Below are 17,410 nucleotides of genomic sequence, written 5' to 3'. Positions count from 1 at the left end.
AACCCAACAAAATCCACTTCATAATTAGGCGAGCTAAACGCGTACTAATATTTGATAAAAGAAATTTTCAAATGAAACAGATAAATGGCCTGCCGAGGAAATGCACAGCTATTGCTTCGCCTACCAAAAGACTACGGCATAACGGTCTACTTAACTAATTCATCGTGCAAGAAAAATAGTGCCTATTTATGATTTCTGTTCTGCGAAGAGCGAAAAATTTGATGAATATACATTTCACTATCATGAGAGAGTTTTACAAACATCCTCGATCCAAAATGGAGATGATTGCTTGTGCCAAAGAGCAAAACTTAGTTTAACACAAAACATCTTTTTTTGCACCTTGTCGAAAAAACACCATTATAGAATGAATTATACTCTACTAAACCTTCACAACACATAATGTGCTGAGCTATAATATTTCAGGTTCTGCTAATCCCTACCAGCTAGCAATAAGACTGGTTACGGTTTTCAGACTTAACTGCATTCTGTATCGTAAGTTAAATGTTTTGCTAATATACCTGACGGACTTTTAGCTTTTTTGTTTAAAATCTTGGTGTCAGCAAATACAATAAAATTATCTCTGGCCCTTGAAACTGCCACATTCAGCATATTTGGCTTATTGTCTCTGTCAAAAAACATTGTTCCGGAATCCCCTTTCCCGTAAACCATTGAAAACAAAACAATTGGTCTTTCAGCCCCTTGTAAGGCGTGTACAGTTCCAATTTTTAACACATTTACATCAAAACCTGCCTTTTTAAGCGCATGTCTTAAATTATTCTTCTGCCCAGTAAAAGGTGTGATTATACCAACATTATTTTCAAGCTTACCATACTTTTCTTCAATAATCCTGCGATTTACAGTTAGCCAGTTTACAATTGCCATAACTTCGGCTTGATTGTGCCGGCTTGCGTTTAAAACAGTCGAATTTCCTTCCACATGAATACAGTACATGGGTGGAAATAGAACATCCTTTGCCTTGCCCTTAAGCGCAACTAGCTGACCATTATAGGCCAGAACATTACAATAATTAATGATCTCATCATAACATCGCCTGTGCTCTACCAAAACGACTCCTTTTTCATCAAAACCGCTTTCTTTGACATTGCACGCGTTTTGTGCCATTTTCATGATACTACCCGTGGAACATAAAAAACCTTTTGGATCAAATTCCCTTTCATAAATCGGATCTTCATAATTTTCTATTAGCCCGCATTTTTTTATATTACCCACATCAATTTTATGGGTAATGTTCCAAACGGGTTCAATTTGCTTCACATCTCCCACGATAACGGCCTGCTTAGCAAGTGCAAATGTGGCTACACCAACTTCTGGCGATACCTGACCCGCCTCATCAACGATTAATAGATCAATAAAATCAAATAATGGAGGATTATCAAAGAGGTTTTTACCGTCTTCTCCTTTCTTTAAAAACTTAAACCAGCTAAAGAACTTTGGAGCCATATAAAAAGTACTAACAAAACATGGTGTTAGCATGGCTTGTCTTTCCCACCTATTTTGCACGCTCTCTAAACCTTTTCCAGCAAAATTACGGTCTGCTAAATCTTCCTCCAGTTTAATTAAGTATTCCCCCTCCCAGAAATGTAATGCCAATTGAAATGCCTTATGTCTAAATGAAACATCAAGTTCGTCATAAAAGCAGTTAGGCGTTAAGCTGTCTTTGATCTTCAACAGTTCAAAGCCCCAATATTCTTCTTCTGTTCGTGGCGGGTTACCACCTATTTCATTTTCCGTTTTCCAATCCTTCCATTTTTCAATCGCTTCGATTATGCTTTTTGCTATTTGGATTTTGGAATTTGTGATTTCAAGAATATTACTTTTAGCAAAAACAAATTCATCAGAGACTTCAATTAATGAATCTCTCAAAATTATATTGACCTCAGAAGCTCTACTTTTCAAAGCAGTTTTAAATCCAAAAAGACACAATAGTTTTCTAAAAAAGGGTTCGTTATTAAAATATTGAATTATCTTTACTTCTGTATTATTCAAACTCTTGATATCGTCCTTAAAAACCTGCTCGTTCAAACAACTATTTTTGTAATATAGTTCGCTTTTTAAATTTTTGCTTAAATAGTCAGCAAGAAAAATTTCCTCTTTTTTCAGATAGTCAGACCATCTTAGAGAAGCATCTTTAAGTAAAGATTGTATATGGATAATCTCCTTTTGCAGATTCGTTGCAGATTCCCTGATAGTTAGCGTTTTTGTTCCAAAATAGGTTTCACACTTTTCTATAAAAAAGTCTTTTGCTCTTTCCAGAAAATTGGAATTTTCTATAGTATTGAACAGTCCGTCCCCATTAATTTTTTTAAAGTTGATGCCTTCCAACTCTAAGTCAGTTTTACCGTTCGAGGGTAAAAAAGTTGCATATCCCTCAACATCGGGTAACCATCTACCCTCCAGATTACCTGGTCTTGTATCTGTTTTAGAAAAACTATCAATAATATTAGTGACAGCCTGGTTATTTGTAGAACAGGCAAGTATGATCGGAGCCTTGTTTCCATTAATTGCACTTTCAACAAATTTACTTGCGACAATACTTTGCAACAGCGTGGTTTTTCCTGTTCCTGGTGGACCATTCACTGCAAAAACACGATCATTTCCATTTAAGTACGTGTACAAACTTTTTCGTTGGGAAATGGAAAGCGGGAAACCAAATCCCATTTGCCCTAGATGTAGGGCATTTGACTCTATCAAATTCGAAACAGCTATCGGTAAGTTTTGCTTTTCGTTCTTGAGGTTTATAAAGGACTTAAGCAGTTCAGGCAAATTCTTTTCATGGAGTATCTTTTCATACAGGTGAATGATTCCAGCGGCCGCATTTATGTCTTCATCCGGAAGCAGGATTATTCCATTATGTATAGTCTCATATGCTGAGGTCGTATAATTTTCAATCTCCTGGCCAATACCACTTTTAAATACAGCCTTCAGATAATTGATGTACTCAGGATAATCCTCGTATTTTTCCTTTCCTAGTGCACTAACCTTATCAATACTTTCAACTGAACCAAAAATAAATTCCGTTCTTTCATCTGCAAGTGGTTCCAGATATTTTCTTTGAAATATTGGAAACGTCTCTTCAGGAATTCCTAACCTCCCCTCCCTATCCAAAATAGCAAAAAACCAGAAAGGAAATTTCGGTTTTTTGTCTTTCAACATCACTAAATTATCAGTAGTGGGTTTAATTTTTATTGGGGATATAACAATCTGGATTTTGTTTAGTCGAACCCAATTTTCACTATCTCTATCTGAAATTCCCCTCTTCTTATTTAACCTGGCCTCCTCAAAGTCAATCAGCAAGTTAACTTTCTCCAGTTCTGAAATAGACTGAATTTGCATTTCGAAATTTTCAATTTCAAAGTGTTGCAGTTTTTCAATGTCTATATCCGCTTTCAGCGAATCTGACAATCCCTTCTTCCAATATTTCAACCATCGGACATCCTCCATAATTACAATATTTTATTACAAATTCTAATTACTGATTGGCTGTTACCGACATGAGAGCAATAGAATTTCATTTGTCTAATATAGTACAAAAATACACATCGCCTCCCACCAAACTGTGATTAAACCTTTCTACTTTAGAGGAATTTGATTGCAGATTTGATTATACTGATACTTTGTGGTCAAATGGAAAAAACACAAAGAATTGACCCCATTTCACCAAAAACATGTAGTTAGCAATCAACTGGTTTACAGTTAATTTCCCTATGATTTAAAATTAGTGGAATGGGATCAATCAAATTGGGTTATGCACTTTACGATAAGATGCACGAAAAGCTCACTCAAAATAAAGCCTATCATCGCAGATTGGTCAAACGAAGATCAAGCACGGTGGAACCCGTTTTGGGTATCTTGATTAACTTTTTTAATATGAAGCGAATCAACAGTCGAGGAATGGCTCAAACCAATAAATACATATTAATGTCAGGTTTATCGTATAATCTGAAGAAAGTTCTGAAGTTTGTGACGAGAAAGTTCAATCAAAATGTCCAAATCATGAATCTTCCTAAAGGGAATTTTGGCTTTTATTTTAAAGTAAAAAATACGAGTAACATATCTTGGAATTAAGCCTCTCAAATAATCCATATTTCTTTCTACTTCCAAAAATAAACCTCGCTTAAAAAGGCTTGAACGAGGTCTGATATTTTCTTTATTCTACAAAATTAGGAGTTGTGCAACGGTTACCCTTGTTAGCTGTAGTGCTAATTTGAGGTTATATTTTTCATAACAAATATGGCAACTGTTACAAAAAAAACTAAAATTATTTTTCATTTAGTTAACCTGATTTGACCAATCTGAAATCTCATTCACAGCTTGTCCAATTACTCTCGGGTCATCATAAAATTGGAAATGTACGGTTTTGTCTATCCAAACCGATTTCTTGTTTTGTGTTGGAATTGAGTTGAAAATCTGTTTGGCATATTCATATCCACCGTCACTCATTTCTCCGTGTATCAGCAAAGTAGGTTTTGAAATTTTTTTTGCCACAGACAACGCATCAAAATTCAAGGTTTCCAACTCGCTCATTGCTGTTACTTTGTTTTGCCAGCCGCCCCGATACGTAAAATAAGGTGCTTTATTTTCCCAGGGATGATACCATTCATAAATAGGTAATGGCGGTAAAAGCTGTTCGTTTCCAATGCTGTCAGTTATTTTTATGTATTCAACTTCGCCTGTTTTTTCAAATTTTTCTTTAGCCAATTTTGCCCTTTGCAAATGTGTGTCCCATATTTTTTCATTGCCTAAAAGATCGACCATATTTTCTTTTATCAAATAATTTCCCGAAACTAATGCTATTCCTTTTATACGTTTGTCATCAATACTTACCTGCATCATTTCGTTGGTACCGTTACAGATGCCAATAACAAAAATTTTGTCGGCATCCACATCATTTCTCGAAATTAAAAAATCAATAGCAGCTCTTACATCTTCTTCTTTATTTTTCAGGCTCTCAAATTGGCGTGGTTGTCCTTCACTTTCGCCATAACCTCTTGCATCGAAGCACAAAGCCACAAAACCTTTTTCGCTTAACCGTGTTGCATATTGAATAGGCGATTGCTCTTTTACCGAACATATTGGTCCTAAAATAACTACTGCGGGTTTCTTCTTTTTATTATCCTTTTTACACAAAAGTCCCACCACATTTTGGTTGTTACTTTTGAAATTCACTTTTTCTATAGGAAGCATGTTTTCACTTTTTTCTGAAATAATTTTAAAAGAAGTTTTGTAGTTATAAAGTTTGTTATTGGGTAAACTAAATGCAACGAAAACTTCATTGGAATTTAAATTAAAGATATCAACCACATTGGAACCATCTTTCTCCGTCCAATAGATTTTATAAATTCCATGTGATATTTCTTCAATTTTACAATTTTCAACAGCCGTTTTCCCTGTTTCATTATTGGGTGCAGAAATGTATGTCCATTTTGCCTGATTATCGGATACAATCTCCAAATTCAAATGAAAATTATCTATTTGATAATCAAATGTTCTTCCGATAAAGTTTAAGCCAGTTTGGGCTTTCGCATTATTGAAAATGGATAGTAAAACTATTACTGTTGTTAAAATTATTTTTTTCATTTATTAGCTATTTACTAATCCTATTCTTGTTTTGTTAAATTTATTTTCTACAATTTCTTTTGCAATAAAATGCCCCACATTTCCAGCCGAAATTTGCTTGGCTTCACTTTTAGGGAAATAATTTTCTTGTGAAAGATAGTTTCCATCTGCATCGCCTTCAACCACCATTGTTGGGCAGATAAAAAGATAATTTATGTCTAATAGTGCGATGTTCGTATAAGCTTCCCAATGGTCGGCTCGTTGATTTTTTAGAAATTCGGGTTGTCCTGCCAAATCTCTGCGCAATGTTTTACTGTCGTGTAACGTAAGTCCTGAACCGCCAACTATAATTAACCGTTGGTTATCCAAAACCAATTTGGCTAATAATTTTCCAACGGGTGCAACGACCATAGTTGGGTCTTCGTAGTTTCTGTTTCCAACAGCTGAAACAATGACATCAAAACCTTTGATGGCTTCTGCAATTTTGTTTTCATCATTCAGTTCACCTGTGATAATGGTCACATTTTCAGGGTATTCGTTTTGTCGGATGTAAACACTTACTTTATTTCCTGATTTTAAATTTTCTTTTACAATTTGTTTTCCCATTAAGCCTGTTGCCCCGAAAACAATTACTTTTTTTGACATAATTTTACTATTTATTTTAATTTTTTACTGACTGAAATTCCGTTGTGCGAAACATTAATAATTGATGTTTTATACGTGCCTAATTTTTCTAAATACTTGAAAAATCTTCCATCATCGCCATAACCATCAATAACATTGTGCATTGTATAAAGTCCGCCAATTTTTATTTTTGGCTCACAAAGTTTAAAGAAAGTGGTATAACCTTCCGCAGGTTGTGTGCTCCACGTTGCATCGGAAAAAACAAAATCGAAAACCTCGTTTAATGTTTGGATAATTTGCATCGCATCACCCAATTTCATTTCTATTAAATGGGAAACTCCAGCTTTTTCAAAATTGGCTTTTGCTTTTTCAAATCTGCCTTTGTCTATTTCAATGGTTATTACTTTTCCGCCTATTTTTTCTGCCGCTTTTGCCAACCAAATGGTAGAGTGACCGCTGGATGTACCAATTTCTAAAATATTTTTAGAGTTGTTGGAAAGGATTAGTTTTTCTAATTCTTGTCCGTCTTCAAAAGGCACGTTGTAATCTGTCCAGGTATTACGGTGCTGGATTAAGAAATTGTGAATGATATTCGTTTTGGATATTATTTCGCTCATCATCTTTAATTATTTGATGATGCAAAGATGAGCCGGAAAGGCAGGAACTTGTTAGGACAAAACGTAGGTTTCTCGGTACTTTTAGGAGATGCTTTTTCTGAATTCTAATGGAGAAACTCCAACTTGTTTTTTGAAATAACGTGCAAAATAACTGCTGTCTTCAAAGCCGAGCTGGTCGGTGATTTGGCTTACTGTAAGTTCGGAAAAATGGAGTAATTGCTGTGCTTCCAAAATAATTCGTTTTTTTATTATTTCAGTAGGTGTTTTTCCGCTGATTGTTTTTATGGATGTATTTAAATGATGAGTAGAAATATGCAGTTGCGAGGCATAATCTGAAACAGAAAGATTTTTAGCAAAATTTAATTCAATTAAATTTTTAAACTGCTTAAAAATTACCATTTGATGTTTGCTGCTATTTTGATTATTTTTTGCCGAAAATATTTTTTGAATACGTCTTAACAAAACCAATAATAATGCTTGAATTGTTTCGGTTGATTTCTCACTGCTTTTAGATTCTTGATAGAGTAAATCTACGATGGGTTCTATCGCTTTTTTATCTTCATTTTTAAGTTTTAAAAATGGATTTTCGTGAAAATTATCCAAATAAGAAAGCTCAAAAAGGATGTTCTTATTTTGAAATATTTGAAGAAAAAACTGTTCTGTGAATAATATGGCATAGCCTTGTATATTTTCCCATTCTTCAAACAAATGCAGCTGACCCGGCGAAATAAAAAACAGGGTATCTTCCGAAATAGTATAATTTTTATAATCAATATTCTGGCCGCTTGTCCCATTTGTAATCCACAAAATTTCATAAAAATTATGGGTGTGTGGAAATTCAATATTTTCGGGTTCTACCATATCTTCAAATTTGTCCACCAAAAAATCAATCTGTTTATGAGATTGATTGATGAGGTCAGCAATAGATATTGTTTTGAACATTTTGCAAATGTAGTGAAATGATAGTTTTTAAGAGGATTGAGTTAGTAGGTAGTTTGGTTGCATTACAGCTAACGTTTTGGGGCTTTGCGTTCGGGCGGGAAATCGAAGCACAAATGCTGATATTATTACTAAAGTTCAATTGAAAAACTGCCGTTGAATTTTGCACTTCAGCCCGCCTGAAGCAAAACACTTGTTATAGGCAGTGCTGTTAATATTTATAAGTTCTATAATAAACTTCAGGATATTTACTGTTTAATTTTTTTTTCTCAATCCAATTGCCATATTTGTCAAATTTGTACAAATATTCTTTTTTGTCGTTGTCCCATAAATTAGTCGTTGCAAATTCCTCTACTTTCAGGTTCTTCAAACTATCAACATTATATTTTTTATTAAAATATTCTTTTCTGTACGGTGTTACATTTCCATCCTTATTTTTAGAATATACTTCTAACAATCTATTGTCATTAATTACTATCAAGCCATCACTTTGTATATTTTTCCATTCAGTTGTTCTAACCATTTTTACTAAATTACCCTTGTTGTCATATTTTTTTAGATTTCCAATATAAATGGTATCAGATTTTTGCCTTCTTAATTTGTCCAATAATTCGTTGTCGATTTTATTACTGAAGTAAATATTTTTTTGAACAAATCTATTTCCTAATTGGTCTTCACTTACATTGATAAATAATTCATTATTTGCAAATTTATAAATATGGCAATTTGCATCTATTTTCATAGAGTCTTTATCACTTGTCTTTAAATAACAAGTTTCTATAATTTCTACTGGATTATTTTTCAGCGTGTCGGCTTGGAAAACCAAATATGGAACTTTATTATATGTTTTTTGAGTAATTAAGTAATCTAAAGAATTGTCAAAATTTTCTATTGCAACATAAATTTCTGAATCTTTCTTATTACAATTCGTTAGAATAATGTTTAGTAAAATAATTTGTAGAATTTTATTTATTTTCATTTTAACCTATTTTTTGGATAGCATTGCCTATAACTCTTAAATATACGCAAGTTTTTAAGTGGCAAAATAATTAATGTGTCCCCACATAGGTTGGGCGTAATTTTTTTATATTTCTTTTATTCGTATTTTGAGTACAACATTCTTAAAAGCCTACTTAAAAAGCTAAAGTTTCCTACCATTTAATTTTATCTAATGGACTTATAATTGCTTTCACATCCTTTTTGCCAACTTGTGCATAAATAAGGGTGGTTTTGATATCATTATGCCCCAGTAATTTCTAGATATAGCTAATATCTGTCCCCTGTTCTAATAAATGTGTGGCAAAGCCTGGTTTGGACTATCTTGAGTTTATAATGTTTAATTCATGGTGCATTTGTGTATTTGTTATAATTGGAAAAACCATAAAGAATTGACCCCATCTCACCAAAAAAAGTGGATTAGCAATCAACTGGTTTATGCACTGCCCACCAAAAGAAATAATTTAAGGCTTAATATGATGATTATCTTATAATTTCGAAATTTGTTTTTCCTTTTGGAATATGAAGATACAGGCTGATAAAATTTGCGATCACATTTCCATCCTCATCTTTGTATTTTGCCCATAGTGCCGATTCACTCCTTAACCTTTTATCAACAGAAGTTTGCTCTAAACGGACCAATCGCCCTCCTCCATACAAAACCATTTTATATTTCTCCAGAGGCTGCATCTTGTAGTCTTTTGCTAATGGGGGTATTTTATAGTTTTCCAATGATTCCTCCAAATCATTTTTAGTGCTGTACTCACATTGTGCATTTTCTTTTTCTTTGTTAAATAGCAGTGCAAAAAAATCATCAACTTTTTCTTGATCTTTCATTTGCCAAACCTGCTTGTAGGCATTTTCTGTTTTAGCCAGTAATTCTTTCTGATCCATTTTACTCAGGTCAGTACTATTTTCCCACCCCGTATTTTCATAGGGCAAGGCTGCATCAAAAGTAAAACTGTACTGGTAATAATCTTTCCCTTTCCCCACAAAGGTTCTGCCATCTGCTTCCGTTAAGCTGGTATGTGTTATTACTGGTTTCTCGTTTGCAAAGGCATTTTTACCGGTATCCGCCTTGTTACGCTGAAAAACTTCTATTTTTATATTGGTGAAATCCACTAATGTTTTAACACCTTCTCCTTCCTGGCTTTCCGTTTGAGGGTATAATTTATAGGTAATGGTTTGCTTACCTGTTTTATTGATTGCAGAATAAATATCAATAGGTGTTACAACTTGTCCCAGATCATAATTATGATATACCGGTAAGTCATTCACCAGAATCTCGAAATAACAAGCTTCATGGCTTACAAACAAATAATAATAGGGTTCATTGGAAGAATGTTTTACCGAACTCAAAAGGGTGCTTACATAGTTTGAGCTCGTAAGTTTAGGATTCATTTCATCTATTTCCGCCTTGATTTTTTTATTGGAATCAGCGCAACTTGATACTGAAAAAATAAGTAAGAAAATTAAAATTGCGTTTTTAAAAATATTCATAGTTAAAGGTTTTTTGTGCTAAACATGCAATAATTATACCTTCCTGATTTTCAAACCTTTGTTAAAGTTAAGCGTGGTAATTAGTTTTTTTTATAAATTTAGTCGACCAAATATTTACCAGATCTGTAATCAACAATACCTATGTCTATGAGCAAAACCAGTAAAAAATTAATGTTAAGATTAGCTTTTCTTGTTGTTCCCTTTGTCATCCTGACTTTGGTCGTGCTTGATAGTAAATCTGGCGGACAGACCGGTGGCGGGGCATATGATTTGTCTGGTCTTATTTACGGCCTGGTGCTTTTTGCGTGGATTGCCGTGTGGATGCTCTGGATGCTCGTCGCTTGTCTTATCAGCAAAACACCCCCTGACCGAAATATGTACCTTAAACTTTTTCTAATCGGAATAGTGGCACTTGTTGCTGCTTATTTTGTCACCCCTCAAATGTTTTAGATTTCAATTTCCCATATCAAGGCAAAACCTAAAAATTTAAAATGGGGAAAGGAATGTTACTGCACCTCGCTTCCAGTGGTCCGCCTTTACGCTAAATTTCCGATTGAAAAAATCGGAAGATACCGCTGCAAGACGGTTTATTAACGGAGGATTGCAAGTATAAAAAAACATAATGTGGGGTCTAATTAACATCTACCTCAAAGCTTTCTTCGCTGATTCTTTTAGTAACCTGAAACTTCACCTGCCATTGCTGGTCGACCCAGTCGGTAATCTGATTGCGAAATTCAATTTCAAATTTCGCGATATCGATTTCATCCCCGATGATGATCAGGTACGCTGCATCCGATATCACTTCAACAGCAACGACTTCTGTTGGCCAAAGTGCTTTGATCTCATCAGGTAGCTCCGCAATATTTGTTTGTTCCTGAATTAACATGCCCATATTCTCGATGATATCATCCAAAATTTCATCTCCGCTTGTTTGCGCCCAATTTGCTTCCACCTTTTGAATACTACCAATCAATGTCTCTTCAGTATAAATAAAATATGGATCATTCCTATTTTCCTGGATAATCGAATAAATGATTTTACAGCCTGAAGTGCTCCAGGAAAAATCTAATTTAATCATTTATCATTGTTTTTAGACTATTAAATCAGAATTAATAGCAACGATTTCGATCTTAGTTTTCCTATTTAGTCATCGCACAACCTAGTTTCGTCCTTGCAGCAGGCAATTTGGTGTAAAATAGACTTACATCGTTTTTTTATATGCTCAAATACTACAAGCTTAGTAAAAAACAAAATAAGCCAAAACCTCAAAAACAGGTCATATAGTTCAACTCTTTTTCATTTACTCAGAACAAACCATTATTAAATTATGAAGAAAATTTATTTTTTAGGATTATTGTTCTTATTCGGAATAATAGTCTTGTCATCTTGTCGGAAGGGTGAAAAACAATCATCTGGCGAACCGCCTCAAAAAGAAATACTTGAAAATGCTAAACTATTTTTTAAAGCATCCAGTTCACAGCAACTTGCAGTAGAATCCAAATGGGATCAACTTGAAGCAGCAAAACCTATGTGGGAAAATGCTGGTCAGACAAAGTTAGAAGATGGCTCCAATATATTAACTGTCCCTTTAAAAGAATACAAGCTAACAACAAAAAAGATTAGCTATTTGCGAAAATATGTGTTTACAGAAAAAAATGGAATCATCATTTCTGGAAATATAGTAGAAATCTTTGGAACTCCTGAGTATCTAGAAAAGGAAAAAGAAAATCTATTGATCAAATTCAATCAGACCAAAATAAAAGACTTTACAGGAAGCATTATTCTTTACAACCTACAATACCGCTACCTCGAAGGAAGAGTCTTTAGGGATGGACATATGATTAAGGGAACTTCGCAGATTACCAAAAATGGTAGCGTTGATGCAAAAAGGTATTCTGGGAACATTATTTTAGCGACAGAGACGAATTGTACGAATTGGTATGTTGTGACTACATATCATGACGCAACTGGAGCGATAATTGGTCAGGATAGCGAATACCTCTATACAAGCTGTTCTGGTGGAAATGGCGGACAGGGAGATGGTGGAGGAAGCCCACCGGGAGGGGGAGCACCAAAAATTGATTGTGCCGGTGTAGAAAATGGAACCGCTTATAAGGCCGCATGTGGATGCATAGGCGGCACCACACTACTTGCATATTGCCCTCGTGACCCCTGCTACAGACAACAATTCCTCACTCTAATGGGGAATAACGAATCCGTAGCTGCGAATAAAAACACTATTATAAATAATTCCACAAATGTTGAATGGGGCGCTGAACAAAATTCTAATGTGTATCCGGGTTCCTTTGGAACAATCCCCACTACACCAAGAACAAATTCGTCAACAGGAAGTTTTACTTCTAATTTTGTATGGAATCCTTATGATGGATACACAACTGGAATTGCGCATGGCCATCCAGGGGGGACAGGGCCCTCACCTGCAGACGCTTTCTGGCCCATAACCAACCTTAATAATCCAGATTTAGTAGCTAGTGGTGGAACCAATTTCTACAAAGAAACCGTAACAGTAACAACATATCTTCCGGACGGCACGGGTTATCTCATTGAGGTAGAGAATTGGCAAACGCTTATGGCAGAATATCAGACTTACCTTAGTAATCCAACTGCATATAATAATTCATATATTAGTGAAGCACAAAATTATATGTTGGCAAACAATTCATCTGATGTTGGCCAAGCAGGAGTTTGGGCATTGATGAGTAAATTAGGAAATGCAGTCCAAATTTTTAAATCTGAACCGGGTTCGAATTCATTTGTGCCTGTAGAGAAGATTGGATTTACTGTTCAGGGCAAACCTTGCTACTATTAAAAAAATGAAAATATGAAAACAAAAATAATGTTATTAATCTTTTTGGCATTTGCAGTTTCTAAAACTGTCGTGGCCCAAAAAGTAAGCTTAAATAGCCGAGTGAACATGGTTCTCCCCTCTAAAACTCAAAAAATCACTACTGCCGATCTTACAGCTATAGCGAAGCAAAATGATATACAAGTTGTGAGCCTACCAAATTCCGAAAACAGATCAGTCTATTTAACTGACAATGTTCTCGTAACGGTATTTGCTTCAAAAAAACCCGAAAAGGTCGATTTGGATAAAGTGAAAAAGGGGCTTGATGAAATGGCCAAGGGACTATCTTCCTACAGTTCTAAAATAGTTAGTATCAAAGGTAATAAGTTTTTGATTACTGAAAATACTACCGAAAATAAACTACGTTTTTTTGGCACAAATTCCTCAGGAACTTCTTCAGTGAATGGTCTACTTGAATTCAATGGTTCAGGAAGAGAAAAAGCAAAAGCCGTTTTAGATTCAGTCATTCCGAACATAAGTTTCGAACAATAAATTTCAATTGCCTTAAAAGGTCTGATTCCAAATCAGACCTTTTTATTTAATATTTAAGATAACGCTTGCCCAGTTTAAAATGGCTTCAAACATTTACATCAAAAATATTGGTATAGTTCTTTTTTTGGCAGTCGTTTTTCTTAGTCACATTTTCATTCTCGAAGAAATAAATTCAGGGTTTATGGAATACAATAGGATTTACATAACCTTTGTTTTCCCCCTCACCCTATTGCTTACTTCTACCTTTTATTTTCCCTGGAGGCCTATCCAAATTAAAATATCCCGAATTTCTTTATTCTTATTTTTTCTTGCGTTATATATATTCTTTGAGCTGTGCATAATAGGTTTACTTAGTCAATATACCGCAATTGCCATATTTATTTTTCTATTATTATTCATTTTTTTTCAGCAAACATACCAGCAATTTCAATCAAAATATACATTAGCTTTTTTAATTACTTCCCTTTTAATCACATTTCTGTACCAGGGCCAACTACATCCGTTCTCAATTTTTAGCACTATGAAAATGAATGTGCCTATTAATTCGGGCTCCAATGCTAATTATTTTACCTCACTTATTCCTTTTACTCTTGGCATTTATTTTCAGGCAAGTCCACAGCGCACTGGAAAGATTATAAAGCTACTGGCATTAGTACTTTTCATCTTTTGCATTATTACAATTTTCAATAGTCATGCTAGATTAGCCTATGTGAGTATCATTATTGGATTAGGTTATTCGTTATATAAAATCATTTTACCGGAAAAAATGAAGTTGCGAATTAATAAGAGATATGTCTGGATTACTTGCGCGCTGCTACTTTTAGTTTTATTGTATATCCTATACTCGATTAACAAAGAATCTGTTCATGGTCGATTTTTAATATATAAAATAAGCTTTAATATTATACAAGAAAACCCAATCTTTGGATCAGGCTTAGGCAGTTTTAAATCCTTGTATAATAACTATCAGGCAGAATATTTTCAAAGTCATAAGGTATCTGTCCCATTACAGCTTCTTGCGGATGACACTTTCGAACCCTTCAATGAAATACTGCGAATTTTGGTAGAATTAGGAATAGTAGGGCTATCCTTTGTTGTAATTTTTGTTTCGATATCTTATCGTTCGATAAAAATGATAAAAAATCCTACACCAATCCAATATGGCGCAATAGGATCACTTTTATCAATCGCAGTATGCTGTACGCTTTCTTACCCGTTATCACTTACATCAATTATTGTTAATGTATTTTTTTTTATTGCGGTACTCACTGCGGGAATAGAACCCGAACTTATATCATGGAATTTCTCTCCACATTTTTCGTTTAGAATAGCACTTACAATTTGCGTTAGCATTCTTTCATTTCTTATTTTCAAAAAGGAAATCAGATACCTTGAAAGCTGTTATGTTTGGGAGAAGGCTTCATTCAATGCACTCCAAGGAGATTTTGCCACAGCACGACCCTTATACAATAAAGCTAGCGTTGAACTAAGCACCAATGGTAAATTCCTTGTAAATTACGGCTCAGAACAAATTATAGCCGGTTTATCTAAAGAAGGCGTCCTAACACTTAGGAAGGCAGAAAATTATTTGCCCTGCACCACACTATACCTCTATCTTGGTGATGGGTATTCTAATTTATATAATTTACATAAAGCCGAACTTTCTTACAAAAAAGCCATTTCAATGGTACCAAGTAAATTTATGGGTAAATATAAACTGATGAAACTTGCATTAAAACGTAACAAAACATCTGACGCTACCAATATTGCTCGCGAAATACTTTCATATCCTGTAAAAATCCCCTCACCTGAAGTGAAGAATATAAAAATTTCTGCGAGCAAAGTTCTGACAGATCAGAATTAGATTTCTTTAATATTTTATAAATACTTAATCTTCAGCCATGAAATTTAGAAGGGAATTAATAACGATTTTATTATTTGATTTTCTGGTAATCACATGACCTTCATTCTTTAATTTAATAATATCAACTCCTTTCCGGTCGCCATCAATTTCAAGAAACCTCACACGTTGAGAATTTATTAAACTAAAATCATTCTCCCCATAGAGGTATAAAGTTGGGTGTTTATTTTTTGTCGATTCAGAACTGTAAAGTCCTGAAAAGTCAATGAGTTTATCCATTTTAAAACTCTGGTCAGCTGCCAAATTTTGAGCAATAATTGACCCATAACTATTTCCCAAAACAGCAAGCTTATTAATTTCTGGATGTATTAATTCAATCTCATTCAGATCTCTTTTAACCCTCTTAATTTGAACATCTAATTGCATTTCTGAACTTAACTCCCGTAATTCATACTCGTTGCCTATTCCAGTAGAGCCAGGATAATTCAGTACAACAACACCATATCCCGCAGCTACAAGTGTGTTAACAAACATATTATAACGTACAGATACTTGCTCGTAAGGACCACCGTGAAGCCAGAGCATCCATGATTTCGTTTTTACTATTGGCCTGTAAATGTAATTAACCATTCCCTCTTGATTGTAAAATTCTTCGGGTTTAGGAATGGGCTTAGTGATAATTTTCTCACTTAAATAATCTGGTATTGACTTTATTTTTTTTCTTCTGAACAAAGCAGCAGGCTGATTAAGTGAAGCCCCTATATAGATATCATAATCATCTCCTGAGAAATAATCATATACCACCTCATCCATTAGTGACAATTTATAACTCTTTTTTAAAGCTACCTTCTTTGCAATGAGATAGCCATTTACATTTTCTCGATAAACTAAATTATCATTCAAAATGAACCTTCCTTCTAAATATTTATCATGCGCACTATTTACGGCTAGCTCTAATCTTCCTTTTGTGTATTTGTATATCTGATTGAATTGCGACTCATGGTCAGAAATAAAATAGAATGTTTGGTCATCTGGTGTTGGACTTATCAATCGGTTTGTTGTAAAGGGCTGTGACGATTGAAAAAGGATAGAATACCTCTGACCAGAGAGTTCGTAAAGCCAGATATCACCATGGAGATCTTGCAAATAGATTCCTTTTCCTGACTGATTCCAAATTAGGTTGGTAAATTTTAAAGTTGAATCATTTTTTATCGTGAGATAATACTGGTAATTATAATTATAAAGTTTTAATGCCCCATCCGAAAGAAAAGCGATTAAAGAATTATTTGGAGAAAAAAAAGGACTTCCGTTATCCGCCGATAACTCCTGTGAAGGGATCGCAATCAACTTATTATTATTTAAATCAAGATATTCAACCCTAAATTTTCCATTTCTTTGTTCGGACGCAATTGAGACGTATTTACAGTCACAAGAAAAACTGAAAGGAAAACTGTTATTTGTGGGCTTACGTGTTATTTTAGGATATTCAATTTTATTATCTGAAATATTATCGATGATTACCGGAGAAAAATAATCAAATTCATTTGAAGAGTAGGCCAATTTATTGCATTTCTCCGAGATCACAATTCTTTTGTTAATTTCAGTCGGAGCTACAGCACTAAAAGTTCTTTTATTTTTCCTGCAAGATACAGCATTCACAAGGAATATCAATAAAAAGTATCTTATGCCATTCATTATTTCGCTAGTTAATCATACGTAAAAGTGCTCCATAAATTAATTAAACTAATCCAACATACATAATGTTATAGCTTTTATTTTAATTACAAAATATACGCATTCTGAGTATTTCGACTCATTAATTTGGAAAAAGTTCCAGCCCATAAATAAACGAATCATATATCAATCAGTATTCAATCTACTACAAAACTTATTATTCCATCCTCCGACGCGGAGCGCGTATAAATCTATCTTTAATTA

The 17,410-nt window shown here is 34.2% G+C and carries 14 protein-coding genes; 5 read left to right on the top strand and 9 right to left on the bottom strand.

What is annotated here, in order from left to right:
* Nucleotides 1–474: 474 nt before the first annotated feature.
* Nucleotides 475–3,462, bottom strand: a complete 2,988-nt coding sequence (locus EG348_RS17005) for an AAA domain-containing protein (protein ID WP_123984164.1) — start codon at nucleotides 3,460–3,462, stop codon at nucleotides 475–477.
* 282 nt (nucleotides 3,463–3,744) lie between these two features.
* On the opposite strand from EG348_RS17005, the gene EG348_RS17000 reads away from it, so the two are divergent.
* A complete protein-coding gene (locus tag EG348_RS17000) occupies nucleotides 3,745–4,086 on the top strand; it encodes a transposase (RefSeq protein ID WP_228414770.1) in 342 nt (113 codons plus the stop codon).
* 204 nt (nucleotides 4,087–4,290) lie between these two features.
* On the opposite strand, the gene EG348_RS16995 is transcribed toward EG348_RS17000, so the two are convergent.
* The 6 genes from EG348_RS16995 to EG348_RS16970 all read right to left on the bottom strand — a co-directional run bounded on the left by EG348_RS16995 (nucleotide 4,291) and on the right by EG348_RS16970 (nucleotide 10,253).
* Nucleotides 4,291–5,598 (bottom strand): alpha/beta hydrolase, encoded by a 1,308-nt coding sequence (locus tag EG348_RS16995; protein ID WP_123984163.1) that lies wholly within the window; start codon nucleotides 5,596–5,598, stop codon nucleotides 4,291–4,293.
* Between the two features lie 3 nt (nucleotides 5,599–5,601).
* The gene (locus EG348_RS16990) at nucleotides 5,602–6,222 is read right to left on the bottom strand and encodes an NAD(P)-dependent oxidoreductase (protein ID WP_123984162.1); all 621 of its coding nucleotides are present in this window, start codon (nucleotides 6,220–6,222) and stop codon (nucleotides 5,602–5,604) included.
* Nucleotides 6,223–6,233: 11 nt separating this feature from the next.
* On the bottom strand, nucleotides 6,234–6,821 hold the full coding sequence (locus EG348_RS16985) for an O-methyltransferase (protein WP_123984161.1): 588 nt from the start codon (nucleotides 6,819–6,821) through the stop codon (nucleotides 6,234–6,236).
* 78 nt (nucleotides 6,822–6,899) lie between these two features.
* Entirely contained in the window at nucleotides 6,900–7,760 is an 861-nt protein-coding gene (locus tag EG348_RS16980) for an AraC family transcriptional regulator (RefSeq protein WP_123984160.1), read from the bottom strand.
* 208 nt (nucleotides 7,761–7,968) lie between these two features.
* On the bottom strand, nucleotides 7,969–8,736 hold the full coding sequence (locus tag EG348_RS16975) for a hypothetical protein (RefSeq protein ID WP_123984159.1): 768 nt from the start codon (nucleotides 8,734–8,736) through the stop codon (nucleotides 7,969–7,971).
* A gap of 500 nt (nucleotides 8,737–9,236) precedes the next feature.
* Nucleotides 9,237–10,253 carry a hypothetical protein gene (locus EG348_RS16970; protein ID WP_123984158.1) on the bottom strand — a complete coding sequence of 339 codons (1,017 nt, stop codon included), beginning with the start codon at nucleotides 10,251–10,253 and terminating at the stop codon, nucleotides 9,237–9,239.
* Nucleotides 10,254–10,400: 147 nt separating this feature from the next.
* On the opposite strand from EG348_RS16970, the gene EG348_RS16965 reads away from it, so the two are divergent.
* Nucleotides 10,401–10,703: a hypothetical protein gene (locus EG348_RS16965; protein WP_123984157.1), complete on the top strand. Its 303-nt coding sequence runs from the start codon at nucleotides 10,401–10,403 to the stop codon at nucleotides 10,701–10,703.
* A 181-nt stretch (nucleotides 10,704–10,884) separates the two neighbouring features.
* Here the strand turns inward: EG348_RS16965 and EG348_RS16960 are convergent, their stop codons facing one another.
* Nucleotides 10,885–11,331: a hypothetical protein gene (locus EG348_RS16960; protein ID WP_123984156.1), complete on the bottom strand. Its 447-nt coding sequence runs from the start codon at nucleotides 11,329–11,331 to the stop codon at nucleotides 10,885–10,887.
* A 249-nt stretch (nucleotides 11,332–11,580) separates the two neighbouring features.
* On the opposite strand from EG348_RS16960, the gene EG348_RS16955 reads away from it, so the two are divergent.
* The 3 genes from EG348_RS16955 (at nucleotide 11,581) to EG348_RS16945 (ending at nucleotide 15,475) form a co-directional block, all read left to right on the top strand.
* A complete protein-coding gene (locus EG348_RS16955) occupies nucleotides 11,581–13,083 on the top strand; it encodes a hypothetical protein (RefSeq protein WP_123984155.1) in 1,503 nt (500 codons plus the stop codon).
* Between the two features lie 12 nt (nucleotides 13,084–13,095).
* Entirely contained in the window at nucleotides 13,096–13,611 is a 516-nt protein-coding gene (locus tag EG348_RS16950; RefSeq protein WP_123984154.1) for a hypothetical protein, read from the top strand.
* Nucleotides 13,612–14,131: 520 nt separating this feature from the next.
* Nucleotides 14,132–15,475 carry an O-antigen ligase family protein gene (locus EG348_RS16945; protein WP_164463318.1) on the top strand — a complete coding sequence of 448 codons (1,344 nt, stop codon included), beginning with the start codon at nucleotides 14,132–14,134 and terminating at the stop codon, nucleotides 15,473–15,475.
* A 24-nt stretch (nucleotides 15,476–15,499) separates the two neighbouring features.
* Here the strand turns inward: EG348_RS16945 and EG348_RS16940 are convergent, their stop codons facing one another.
* Nucleotides 15,500–17,167, bottom strand: a complete 1,668-nt coding sequence (locus tag EG348_RS16940; RefSeq protein ID WP_123984152.1) for a S9 family peptidase — start codon at nucleotides 17,165–17,167, stop codon at nucleotides 15,500–15,502.
* Between the last annotated feature and the right edge of the window lie 243 nt (nucleotides 17,168–17,410).

The organism is Chryseobacterium sp. G0201, assembly GCF_003815655.1.
GTDB lineage: Bacteria > Bacteroidota > Bacteroidia > Flavobacteriales > Weeksellaceae > Chryseobacterium.
This window is presented reverse-complemented; position numbering and strand designations above follow the sequence as displayed.